This is a genomic window from Streptomyces sp. NPDC094032, assembly GCF_040303965.1.
Classification (GTDB): Bacteria; Actinomycetota; Actinomycetes; order Streptomycetales; family Streptomycetaceae; genus Streptomyces.
Window position 1 is genome coordinate 190,924 of sequence record NZ_JBEOUE010000001.1, and the last position, 11,788, is coordinate 202,711.

The window sequence follows — 11,788 nt, forward strand, 5'->3', positions numbered from 1 at the left end:
GGGAAGGGGACGCGGGCCATCGGCGTACCGGACGGCGTCAGGCCAGGTGGACCGGGAGGTCGTGCAGGTCGTTCTGGGTGACGACCGGCTTGTTGCGCAGCTCCTCGCGCGGCACCGCGAGGCGGAGCCCCGGGAAGCGCGCGTACAGCGCCGGGAGCGCCACCGCGGCCTCCAGACGGGACAGCGCCGCGCCCGGGCAGACGTGCGGGCCGTGCCCGAAGGAGATGTGGCGGTTCGGGGTACGGGTCACGTCGAAGTCGCCCGCCGTCGCGCCGTGCTGGGCCTCGTCACGCCCGATCGCGCCGAAGGACACCACGAGCCCCTCGCCCCGCGTCAGCACCTGGTCGCCGACCTCGATGTCCTCGGCGGCGAACCGGATGAGCACGTGCGAGGTCGGCGTCGACCAGCGCAGCGTCTCCTCGATCACGTTCTCCCACGGCACCTCGCCCTTGAGGACGAGCTCCCGCTGCTCCGGGTGGGTCTCCAGGGCCACCACGGCGTTCACGATCAGGCTGATCGTGGTCTCGTGACCGGCCGCCACCATCAGCTGGAGCGTGTTGGTGATCTCCTCGGTCGACAGCCGGTCGCCGTCCTCGGACGCCTCGATCAGCGCGCTCGTCAGGTCGTCGCCCGGCGTCTCCTTCTTCGCCGCCACGATCCCCGCGAACAGCGCGCCGAGGTCCGCCATCATCTGCGGCACCTCCTCCGGCGGCGTCTGCGTCGAGAAGAACTTGTCGAAGAGCGCCTTCATCCGCGGGTGGTCCGCCGGGTCCACGCCCATCAGCTCGCTGATCACGTTCATCGGCAGCGGATAGGCGAACGCGGCCTTCAGATCCACCGGCTCACCGGCCGGACGCTCCGCGAGACGGTCCAGGAGGTCCGTCGTCAGGGCCTCGATCCCGGCCCGCAGCCGCTCCACCCGGCGTGCCGTGAGCGCCTGCGCGACCAGGGTCCGCAGCCGCCGGTGCTCGTCGCCGTCCACCGTCAGCATCGACCTGCCGGGGTTGGCGAGACCGATCAGCGGCCAGTCCAGCGGGATCTCGCCGCGCTGCCAGGCCCCCCACACGCCGATGTCCTTCACCAGCCGGGAGTCCGTCAGCAGGGCCCGCGCCTCGGCGTGCCGGGTCACCGCGTAGACGGGGACGCCACCGGGCAGCACGACCCGGGCCAGCGGGCCGGCCGCGCGCAGCCGGGCGCTCTCCCCGTCCAGGTCGGAGACGAACGGGTCGAGGACGATGGGCTCGGCGCCGGAAGCGGCGGTGTGGTCGAAGGGGCAGCTCATGCGTGGGCTCCAAGGGCGGGGGTCGGGGTGTACGTGACGGGGAGCGCGGTCAGCCCCCGCAGCCACGGGGAGGGGCGGCGGGTGAGGCTGTCCTCGGACGTCGCCAGGTCCACGTCCGGCAGCCGGTCGAGGAGCACCTCGATGCCGGTCCGCGCGATGGTCTCGGCGACCTCCTGCGCGGTGAACGGGCAGCGGTGCTCGCCGTGGCCGAAGGACAGATGGGCGTTGTTGCCGCCGGTGAGGGCGGACCCGGCGTCGGCCCGTACATGCGGATCGGCGTTGGCGGCGGCGAGGCCGAGCAGGACGAGGTCGCCCTGGCGGATCGTCCGCCCGCCGAGGTGGGTGTCGCGGGACGCCCACCGGCCGGCCACGTTCTGGGTCGGGGTGTCCTCCCACAGGACCTCGTTCATGGCCTCGCCGACGCTGTGCCGGCCGCCCGAGAGCGAGGCCGCGAAGCGGTCGTCGGTCAGCATCAGGCGCAGCGAGTTCCCGATCCAGTCGGCGGTCGGCTGGTGCCCGGCGGCGAGCATCACCATCAGGTCCTGGGCGACCTCCTCGACGGTGAAGCCCAGGGTGTTGCCGAGCATCCGGGAGGCCACGTCGTCGCCGGGCTCCGCCAGCTTGGCCGCCAGCAGCGCCCCCATCGACTCGGCCAGGTACCGCTGGCCCTCCAGCGCGCCCTCCCGGCCGTTGATCATGTCGTTCAGGGCGGTGACGAGCGCCGGGCCCTGCTCGTCGGCGAAGCCGTAGATGCTGGCCAGGACCCGCACCGGCAGCAGCGTCGCGTACTCGGCGATGATGTCGCAGGAGCCCTTCCCGCAGAGCCCGTCGATGAGTTCGTCGGCGAAGCGCTCGGCCCGCCGCTTCAGCTCGAAGGGGTCGACGGCCTCCAGCGCCTCCGAGATCACCCCGGCGCGCTCGCGGTGCCGCTCGCCGACGGTGTACAGGATGGAGGGCTGGCGGCGGCCGATCATCGGCAGCAGCGGCCAGTCGGCGGGGATCGCGTCCCACTGGTTCCACAGCTCGGAGTCGCGCGAGAAGAGCACCGGGTCGCTGGTGACCTGGTGCAGTTCGCGGTAGCCGAGCACCAGCCAGGCGGGCACGTCGCCGTCGAGCACGACCGGGGCGACCGCGCCGTGCTCGCGCCGGATCCGGCGGTACAGCTCGGTCGGGTCGGTGTGGAACCTCGGTCCGCTCAGCGGGACGGGCGCGGGCTCGGTGGTGGTCACGGGGCGTGCTCCGGTATCGGCTCGGGGTGGGGCTGCGGGTACGACGCGTTCGGGCGGCCGCTCGGCTCGCTGATCGCCTTCAGGTGCTCGACGAGGGCGATCAGGACCTGCTTGCTCGACTCGCGCGACCGGGCGTCGCAGAAGACCAGCGGCACCTCCTCGCCCAGGTCCAGCGCCTCCCGGATGTCGGCCGGCGCGTGCCCGGGCCCGCCGAAGTCGTTGCAGGCCACGACGAACGGCGTGCCGTGGTGCTCCAGCCGGTCCACGGCGTACCAGGAGTCGGCGATCCGTCGGGTGTCGACCAGCACGACCGCGCCGAGCGTCCCGGAGAACAGCCGGTCCCACAGGAACCAGAACCGCTCCTGGCCGGGCGCCCCGAACAGGTACAGCACGTTGCGGGCGTCCAGCGAGATCCGGCCGAAGTCGAAGGCCACCGTGGTGGCGGTCTTCGCCCGCACCCCGTCGGTGTCGTCGATGTCCTCGCCGGCCTGCGACATCGTCTCCTCGGTGTTCAGCGGACGGATCTCGCTGACCGAGCGGACCAGGGTGGTCTTGCCGACCCCGAAGCCGCCGACCACGACGATCTTCAGACCGTTGTCGGCGGTGCTGCTGAGGGTCTGGTGCGGGGGCGCGGCCGGAGGCGGTTCAGAGATTGCGGAGTCCAACGAGCACCTGCTCCAGGATGTCGTGATCGGGAAGGCGGTACGAGGTGGGGCGGGGGTGCCGCGCGCTGATCCGGCCCGTGTCGTGGAGGTCGGCCAGCAGGATCCGGGTGATCGACACGGGCAGCCCGAGCCCGGCCGCGACCTCCACCACGGCGGTGGGGAAGCGGCACATGCGCAGGATCGCCGCGTGCTCCGACTGCATGCCGGGCACCGGGTCGCTCTCGGCGACCACGAGCGTCACCACGTCGAAGGCGGTGGAGCCGGTGCGGCTGCGGCCGCCGGTCAGGGTGTAGAGCCGGTCGGGGGAGTCGTCCCGACCCGGCCTGACGCGGCTCATCCCCGGGGCCTCGCGACGAGGTGCTCGCCGAGCTGCTCGACGAGCTCGGTCATGTTGTGCCCGACGAGTCCGGCGTCGGCCTCCTCGTCGGCGACGAGCGCGAGGTGGGCGCCCTCCCCGGCCTCGACGATGAACAGGATGCCGCCGTAGAACTCGGCCATCGCGGAGCGCACCCCGCCCGTGCCGTCGCCGAACTCGACGGAGGCGCCGTGCGACAGGCTCTGGATGCCCGCGGCTATCGCGGCGAGCTGGTCGGCCTGGTCGACGGAGAGCCCGGTGGTGCGGCAGAGCTTCAGGCCGTCACGGGAGAGCACGAGGGCGTGCCGGGCGCCGGGGGTCCGTTCGAGGAGCCCTTCCAGGAGCCAGCTGAGCTTCTCGTCGGTGGTGGTGCCGGTCATCGCGGATCGCCTTCCGAATGGGGGTGGTTCGAGGACGGCGGCGTCGCGGGGGCGACCGCCTGGCCGGGCGCCGAGCCGTCGGGTAGGGAGTCGTCGGGTACGGCGGCCTCGCGGGCGGCCTCGGCGGGCGCGGTCTCCGCGCCGCGCACGGCCTTGTGGAAGCCGCCGAAGCGGATGGAGACGGTGGGCGCGTCGGCGGTGCGGGGCGCGGGGCGCTCGGCGGCCGGGCGGGCGGCGTCCTGGTGCGCGGCGAGGGTCTTGCCGCGCCTGCGACGGGGAAGGACGACGTCCTCGTCCGTCGCCCCGGCCTCGTCCGGCGACGCGTGGGCGGCCTCGGGCTCGGCGGCCCGCGCGGCGGCGGGAGCGGCCGGGGCGACGGGCGACGCGGTCCGCTGGGCCGGTACGGGCACGGGCGCGGCCTGCGTCTCGGCGCCCCGGCTGATGATCTCCTGGGGCAGCATCAGGACCACGCCGGTGCCGCCGCGCGCGGAGGGCCGGAAGGAGACCGACAGATTGTGCTTGCGGGCCAGCCGGCCGACGACATGCAGGCCGAGGCGGGTGCCGGAGAGCCCGGCGAGGTCCTGGGAGGTGGCGTCGACGGCGGCCACGGCGCGCCGCAGCTGCACGTCGCTCATGGTCAGTCCGCTGTCCTCGACGGTGATGACGACCCCGGCGGGGACCTCCTCCACGTACACGTGGACCTCGGCGCTGGGCGGGGAGAAGTTGGCGGCGTTGTCGAGGAGTTCGGCGAGCGCGTGCATGACGCCCTCGGCGGCGTGCCCGGCGACGGCGGCCTCGCTCTTGGAGTGCAGCCGGATGCGCTGGTAGCCCGCGATACGGCCCATGGCGCCGCGCAGGATCGACTCCATGACGATGGGCCGGGCCCAACGGCGGCCGGAGCGGGCGCCGGTGAGCACGGCGACGGAGTCGGCGAGCCGGCCCGCCTGGGCGGTGCGGTGGTCGAGGTGCAGGAGGTCGGCGAGCACGTCCTCGTCGGCGTGCCGGTGCTCCATGTCCCGCAGGTCGGCCATCATGCTCGTGGCCAGGGCCTGCATCCGCCCGGCCGCGTTGGCGGCGGCGGCCAGGGCGGCGGAGCGGGCCGACTCGGCGCGGCGGACCCGCTCCTCCAGGCGCGCGACACCGGCGGCGTGCTCGGTGGCGAGCCGCTCGGCCTCGGAGCGGTGGGCGCGTACGAGCTCGTCGGCCTCGGTGCGGTGCCGCTCCGCGAGCGCCTCGGCGCGGGCCGCGTGACCGGCGGCCTCGGCGGCGGCACGGGTCTCGTGACGCTCCTTCAGGGCCGCGGCCTCGCTGTCGGCGGCGGCCTGGCGCTGGGCGGCGTAGGCGTCCTGGGAGGAGACCTGCGCGGCCAGCCGCGCGGCCCGCTCGGTCAGGGCCCTCAGGGAGCGGGCGTACCAGGTGACGGCGAACGAGGCCGCGGCGAGCAGCAGGACACCGCAGGCGGCGAACCAGGCGATCGGGGAGCGCAGGTCCGTCGGGACGGCGGTGACCGCGGCGACGGTGAGCGCTGCGCCCGCCGCGGTGGTCAGCAGCGCGGCGGTCAGGGCAGGACGGAACGGGGTGGGCGACGCCGACATCAACCGGACTCTCAAGAGCGGGCAGGGGAGGTGCGGGAACGACCGCACTATAGAGCCGCTCATGATCACTTAGGAACAGAGGTGATCGGATTGGTATCCGGAGTTACGGGAAAGTATCGATCTACCCGTCCTTCCGCTGGTCCTGACTCCCTGTCGGGTACACACGGAGGCCAACCGGAAGGCAACCGGGGGACAAGCGGAGGCGAACCGGAGGCGAACCGGAGGCGAACCGGAGGCCCATCGGGAGGGATGCCCGGTGCCGCCCCCGTCAGGGCGCCGCGTGGTAGTAGCGCACGCAGGCGCGGACCATCCCGTCCGGGGCGATCGTGAACACGTCCACGAAACGGTGGTCGGCGGAGCCCGGCACGGTGGCAGCGGGAGGCGCCGGCACCCGGCGTCCCGTGGCGATCACCGTACGGTCCCGCGCCACCAGCTGCTCCACCTCGTGACGGGCCGTCGGCAGCACGTGCCCCACATGCGCCCGCACCGCCTCGCTGCGGCCCCGGGCCGGCGGCAGACCCGGCAGCTCGAAGACCACGGCGTCGTGCAGCAGGGACGCGCAGCCGTCCAGATCGCCCGCGTCGAGGTAGTCGTAGACCAGCCTCACGTGGTCGATCCCCGCCGCGGTCACCAGATCCACCGCCCCCGTACCGTCGGCCCATCCGGCCCTCGTGCCGTCTTCGCTGTTCAACGGTGCCAACCCCCTTCACTCTCGCTCCAGGATTCTGCGGGGCCTCCCCAACTCCGCGTTATCGCCTCCCTATCCCCGACCGGGATCTTCACGGCATGGACACGGCGGGAAGAGATGTGGAGACTGTCCTTACTTGAGCCTGACATCCCGGCGTGGTCCGGTCTGGTCCTGGCGTGTCGATTCTTCTTTCTGGGTGGGGGATCAGTGGCTGCTGCCGCCGGCGGGTTAGCGGACGAGGACGTCCAGGGCGGGCCGCGCCTGACCTTCCGGGTGCTGGGGCCGCTCCAGGTCCAGGGAGCCGCCGGGCCGCTGCGCGTCCCGCCCGGCCGGCAGGAGGTGATCCTGGCCGCGCTGCTCCTGGAGAGCAACCGCGTCGTGAGCACCAGCCAGCTCGTGGACCTCATCTGGGAGGACAACCCGCCGGAGACCGCCCGTACCCAGGTGCAGATCTGCGTGTCCCGGCTGCGCAAGCTGCTCGCCGGAGCCGAGGGCGAGGTCACCCTGGTGACCCGGCCCCCCGGTTACGTCCTGCACACCGGCGCCGGGAACGTCGACGCCGCCCTCTTCACCAGCCTCGTCCAGCGCGCCCGCGCGCTGCGCGAGAGCGGTGCCGCCGAGGAGGCGGTCGGCCTGCTCCGCTCCGCCGTCACCCTCTGGCAGGGCGAATGCCTCACCGGACTCGACAGCGGCCCGCTCGCCAACAAGGCCCGCCAGCTCAACGAGGAGCGCCTCGCCGCCGTCGAGCTGCGCATCCGCATCGAGCTCGAACTCGGCCGCCACGACCGGCTCGTGGGCGAACTCCAGCGCCTCACCCACGAACACCCGCTGCGCGAGAAGCTGCACGGGCAGCTCATCCAGGCCCTGTACTGGTCCGGGCGCCAGGCCGAGGCCCTCGAAGCCTTCCGCACCGCCCGCCGCTATCTCGCCGAGGAGCTCGGCCTCGAACCCAGCCGCGAACTCCGCGACCTCGAAGCCGCCATCCTCGCGGGCGAACTCCCGCCGCCCAACGCCGCCGCGCCGCCCGGCGTGCCCGTCGTGCCCGCGGCGAGACCCGCCGACCCGGCCCCCGAGACGCGCGCGGAGCAGCGCCCGGCATCCGCCGAGCCGTCCGCGACCCCCGCTGCCTCTGCTGAAACGGTTCGCCACGACACCGTCCCGCACCAGCTGCCCGCCGACATCGCCGACTTCGTCGCCGACCGACAGCGCCTCGACGCCCTGGAGAAGGCCCTCGCCGGCGGCGACGGACGCGGTACGGTCCCGCTCGCCGCGATCACCGGCAAGCCCGGCACCGGCAAGTCCACCCTCGCCGTCCACGTCGCCCACGCCCTCGCCGAGACCGGCTTCCCCGACGGACAGCTCTACTGCGACCTGCGCGGCACCACCGGCGCCCCCGCCACCCCCGTCGAGATCCTCGGGCGCTTCCTGCGCGCCCTCGGCATCCCCGGCCAGCTCATCCCCGAATCCCTCGACGAACGCGCCGAGATGTACCGCACCCGGCTCGCCTCCCGCCGCGTCCTCGTCGTCCTCGACGACGCCGCAGGAGAGGGCCAGGTCCTCCCGCTGCTCCCCGGCAGCCGGGGCTGCGCCGTCCTCGTCACCAGCCGCGCCCGCCTCACCGCGCTGCCCGGCGCCCACCGCGTCGAACTCGACGTGCTCGAAGAAGACCGCGCGCTCGAACTGCTCTCCCGGATCATCGGCGAGCACCGCGTCACCGGCGAGGCCGTCGCCGCCGAAGCCCTCGTCCGCACCGTCGGACGGCTCCCGCTCGCCCTCCGCATCGTCGCCGCCCGCCTCGCCGCCCGGCCCCACTGGACCCTCGCGTCCATGGTCCACCGGCTCGCCAACGAACGGCACCGGCTCGACGAACTCGCCCACGGCGAGATGACCATGCGCGCCAGCCTCTCCCTCACCTACGAGGGACTCGCGCCCGAGGACCGCAGCCTGCTGCGGCTCCTCAGCATGGCCCAGGCGCCCACCCTGCCGAGCTGGCTCGCCGGCGCCCTCCTCGACGACCGCCGGCCCTTCCCCTCGGACCTCCTCGAACCCCTCGTCGACGTCCAGATGCTCGACGTCGCCGGCATGGAGACCGGCGGCTTCCGCTACCGCTTCCACGAGATCATCCGCGTGTACGCCCGCGAGCAGCTCGCCGACCGGCACCCGCCCGAGGAGCGGAAGGCCGCCTTCGCCCGCATGGCCGGCGGCTGGATGCACCTCGCCCAGCAGGCCCACCGCAAGGTGTACGGGGGCGACTTCACCGTCCTGCACGGCGACGCGCCCCGCTGGGAACCCCCGGCCGCCTACACCGACGAGGCGCTCGCCGACCCGCTCGCCTGGCTCGACGCCGAACAGGGCGCCCTCTGCGGCATGGTCGAGCACGCGGCGGAGGAGGGGCTCCACGACCTCAGCTGGGACCTCGCCACCTCACTCGTCACCCTGTTCGAGGTGCGCGGCCACTACGACCTCTGGGAGCGGACCCACCACACCGCCCTCGCCGCCGTACGCAAGGCCGGAAACCTGCGCGGCACCGCCGCGATCCGCGCCTCGCTCGGCTCGCTCTACATGAGCCGCAACCAGTACGACACCGCCCGCCAGGCCCTCCAGTCGGCCCTCGACGTCTTCCAGGCCCTCGACGAACCCATGGGCGAGGCGCTCTGCCGCCGCGACATGGCACTCATCGCGCGCACCAACGGCGACGACACCGCCGCACTGGAGCTCTACGGGCGCTCCCTCGCCGACTTCGACCGCGCCGGCGACGTCGTCGGCCGCGCCATCGTCCTCACCCAGAGCGCCCACGTGCGCATGCGCCAGGGCGAGATCGACACCGCACAGCGGCAGCTCGACGAGGCGCTCGACATCTACGAGGGCATCGGCTACACCGGCGGCCGGGCACGCACCCTGCGGCGCGTCGGCCAGCTCCTCCTCGAACAGGGCCGGAGCGACCTCGCGGTCCTCACCTTCACCGAAGTACTCGAACTCTGCCGGGACTCCGGCGACGTCATCGGGGAAGGGCACCTGCTGCGGGACCTCGGCCACGCCTTCACGGTCATGGGACGGCCGGACCGGGCGCGGGACTTCTTCGACCGCGCCGTGTCGGCGCGGGAGCAGATCATGGATTTTAGCGGGGGCGCGCTCGCGCGCCTGGACCTCGCACGGCTCCTGACGACGGAGCCGGGACGCTCACGGGAACTGCTCACCCCTGCGGTCGAGGTCTTCCGGGACCGCCGTATGGCCCGGGAACTCGTCGAGGCGGAGCGGCTGCTCGGCGCCTGCTGACGGCCGCGCCGGGCGACGTCAGTCCCAGGGGTTGTTGTCCGTGCAGGTGGGGAGGTTGCCCGGGTTGGCGGTGACCGGGGTGCCCGCCGGGACGCAGGTGGGCGGGACGGCGTCCGAGGTGGCGGAGGTGCCCGGCGTGCCCGTCGCGGGGACCGGCTCGTCGGCCCAGCTGGTCTGGAGGCCGGCGCCCGTCACCAGGACGATCAGCGCGGAGGTGACGGCGGCGCGGAGGGCGGTGCGGGCGGTGGTGGTCTTCGACATCGGATTCTCCGTCTCGTTCGGGGCTGGCGTTTCCTTCTGACCACCAACTTAGGAACGAGCGGATTCACCGCACCGGCCGCAGCCTTATCACCCCGCTATCACCGGACCACACCCCCTATCACCGCCCTCCGGCCGCTATCGCGGGCTCCCTCCCGCTATCACGGACACGCCCCGGACGCCCGACCCGCCCCCGATGCCGGTTAGCGGCGGGATGCCCCACCGATAGGCGGATTCGGAGGATGGTTCCCAGCAACCGGCGAGACAGCGCGGAAAGCGGCCCCGACCAGGCCGTTCCCCGGCGCTCGCCCCCCACCTGACCAGCGGGAGCTCTCCATGACGACCGGTCTCTCCCCCGAGGGCACGACGACGGCCACCGCCGCTCTGGGCACCCTCATCCGCGGACACCGCCTCCGTATCGGCCTCACCCAGCGCGAACTGGCCGACCTCTCCACCATCAGCGTCCGCGCCATCCGTGACCTGGAGAAGGGGAAGGCCCTGCGGCCCCGCGCCGACACGATCCGGCTGATAGCCGACGCGCTCCGCCTCGGCCCCCGGGCCCGCACCGCCCTGGAGGAGTCCGTCTCCCGGAGCCACCCCGGCGGCGCCGGCCGGCACCTCCTCGCCGAGCGCTGCGCCCCGCCCGTCCCGCTGCACCCGCTGATCGGCCGGGAGGCCGAGGCCGCGATCCTCGCCGAGGAACTGCGCTCCGGAGCCGAGCGGCTCGTCACCGTCGTGGGCCTCAGCGGCGTCGGCAAGACCCGCCTCGCCCTGGAGACCGCCGCCCGCCTGCACGGGAGCGGCTTCCCCGTCCTCTGGCACACCGCCCCCGACGCCGTCACCGACTGCCTCCCGGCGGCCGACGAGGACCCGCTCGCCGAGGTGGTCGCCGAGTGCGCCGCGTATCTCCAGGGAGCCGGGGCGTACGCGGCGGGGGCCGCGGCTGATGCGTACGCCGCCATCTCCCCGTACGCCTCCCCCTCCCCGTACGCCCCTTCTGACGGGCATAGACCCGCCCCCGGCCACAGACCCGGCCCCGCCGCCCCCGCTTCCTCGTTCTCCAGCGACCTGCCGCCCGTCTCCCTCGCCGCCGTGCTCGGCGACCGGGACGCCCTGCTCGTCCTGGACGGCGTCGACCCCGCCCGTCTCGACTTCGGCCGGCTCACCCGGCTCCGCCGCGAACTCCCCGGCCTGCGGCTGCTCCTCACCGCCGACACCCCCTGGAACGTCCCCGGCGAGCGCCTCTTCCTCCTCGCCCCCCTGGACGCGCCCCTCCCGGCGGGCCCCGCGGTCCCCGGTGCCGGTGCGGACGCGCCCGCCGTACGCTTCCTCCTCGCCCGGCTCCGCCGGATGCGGCCCGAACTCCTCCCCGACGAGCAGACCCTGGCCCACACCGCCTGGATCGCCCACCGCCTCGACGGACACCCCCTCGCGCTCGCCGCCGCGGCCTCCTGGCTCAGCGTCTGCGACCTGCCCACCCTGCGCGGCATCGTCGAGACCGACCCCGTCGCCGTCCTCGACCACCTCGCCGACGGCCACAGCGGCTCCCGCCTCCGCGACCGCGTCACCCGCACCCTCGGCGCCCTCCCGCCCGAGCAGCGGGACCTCCTCACCGCCCTCTGCGCCGCCCAGGACACCACCACAGCCCCGGACTTCGGGCTCGACGACGTCGTCAGGCTCACCGGCAGGCCCCTCCCGGACGGCGGCCGCATGGTCCGCGCCCTGCTCATCGGCGGTGTCATCCGCCCCAGCACCGACCACGGCCGCTCCGGCTTCCGGGTGCTGTGCGTCGTCCGCGCCGCCCTGGCCCCGGCCGACGGCACCGGCGCCCCGGCGGCACAGGCCCCCGCCGCCGCTGCCCCCGCCCCTGCCGCCTGACTGCCGCAACGCCGCCGATCCGCTGCCGTACCGCCGGATCAACTGCCGCTCGCGGGGCCCGCGCACGGGTTGTATGGCCACTGCCCGGCCGCCGAACGCGGCGGCCGGCCCGCACAGCGCCCCCGCCGTTCGCACCGTTCCCGGCCGCCGGCCCGGCCACCGACCCCGGTCACCCACCAGGA

At 74.2% G+C, this 11,788-nt stretch carries 10 protein-coding genes; 2 read left to right on the forward strand and 8 right to left on the reverse strand.

Features of this window, described 5'->3' with window-relative positions; genetic code table 11:
• Positions 1-37: 37 nt before the first annotated feature.
• From ABTZ54_RS00745 to ABTZ54_RS00775, 7 genes are all read right to left on the reverse strand, one after another.
• Positions 38-1,282, reverse strand: a complete 1,245-nt coding sequence (locus ABTZ54_RS00745; protein ID WP_351655013.1) for a cytochrome P450 family protein — start codon at positions 1,280-1,282, stop codon at positions 38-40.
• Positions 1,279-2,511, reverse strand: coding sequence for a cytochrome P450 (locus ABTZ54_RS00750; RefSeq protein WP_351655019.1), 1,233 nt, complete (start codon positions 2,509-2,511; stop codon positions 1,279-1,281). Before ABTZ54_RS00750 ends, ABTZ54_RS00745 begins: the two co-directional genes overlap by 4 nt.
• Positions 2,508-3,176 carry a GTP-binding protein gene (locus tag ABTZ54_RS00755; RefSeq protein ID WP_351655025.1) on the reverse strand — a complete coding sequence of 223 codons (669 nt, stop codon included), beginning with the start codon at positions 3,174-3,176 and terminating at the stop codon, positions 2,508-2,510. The genes ABTZ54_RS00750 and ABTZ54_RS00755 overlap by 4 nt, the downstream gene beginning before the upstream one ends.
• On the reverse strand, positions 3,157-3,513 hold the full coding sequence (locus ABTZ54_RS00760; protein ID WP_351655031.1) for a DUF742 domain-containing protein: 357 nt from the start codon (positions 3,511-3,513) through the stop codon (positions 3,157-3,159). Before ABTZ54_RS00760 ends, ABTZ54_RS00755 begins: the two co-directional genes overlap by 20 nt.
• Positions 3,510-3,911 (reverse strand): roadblock/LC7 domain-containing protein, encoded by a 402-nt coding sequence (locus ABTZ54_RS00765; protein ID WP_351655036.1) that lies wholly within the window; start codon positions 3,909-3,911, stop codon positions 3,510-3,512. Before ABTZ54_RS00765 ends, ABTZ54_RS00760 begins: the two co-directional genes overlap by 4 nt.
• Complete coding sequence (locus tag ABTZ54_RS00770) at positions 3,908-5,506, reverse strand: sensor histidine kinase (RefSeq protein ID WP_351655042.1); 1,599 nt, start codon at positions 5,504-5,506, stop codon at positions 3,908-3,910. The genes ABTZ54_RS00765 and ABTZ54_RS00770 overlap by 4 nt, the downstream gene beginning before the upstream one ends.
• Positions 5,507-5,774: 268 nt before the next feature.
• On the reverse strand, positions 5,775-6,197 hold the full coding sequence (locus ABTZ54_RS00775) for a nuclear transport factor 2 family protein (protein ID WP_351655048.1): 423 nt from the start codon (positions 6,195-6,197) through the stop codon (positions 5,775-5,777).
• Between the two features lie 270 nt (positions 6,198-6,467).
• On the opposite strand from ABTZ54_RS00775, the gene ABTZ54_RS00780 reads away from it, so the two are divergent.
• The gene (locus ABTZ54_RS00780; protein WP_351656375.1) at positions 6,468-9,470 is read left to right on the forward strand and encodes an AfsR/SARP family transcriptional regulator; all 3,003 of its coding nucleotides are present in this window, start codon (positions 6,468-6,470) and stop codon (positions 9,468-9,470) included.
• Between the two features lie 18 nt (positions 9,471-9,488).
• On the opposite strand, the gene ABTZ54_RS00785 is transcribed toward ABTZ54_RS00780, so the two are convergent.
• Positions 9,489-9,731 (reverse strand): hypothetical protein, encoded by a 243-nt coding sequence (locus ABTZ54_RS00785; RefSeq protein WP_351655054.1) that lies wholly within the window; start codon positions 9,729-9,731, stop codon positions 9,489-9,491.
• A gap of 333 nt (positions 9,732-10,064) precedes the next feature.
• Between ABTZ54_RS00785 and ABTZ54_RS00790 the strand changes: the two genes are divergently transcribed.
• The gene (locus ABTZ54_RS00790; RefSeq protein ID WP_351655060.1) at positions 10,065-11,606 is read left to right on the forward strand and encodes an AAA family ATPase; all 1,542 of its coding nucleotides are present in this window, start codon (positions 10,065-10,067) and stop codon (positions 11,604-11,606) included.
• The last annotated feature ends 182 nt before the right edge of the window (positions 11,607-11,788 follow it).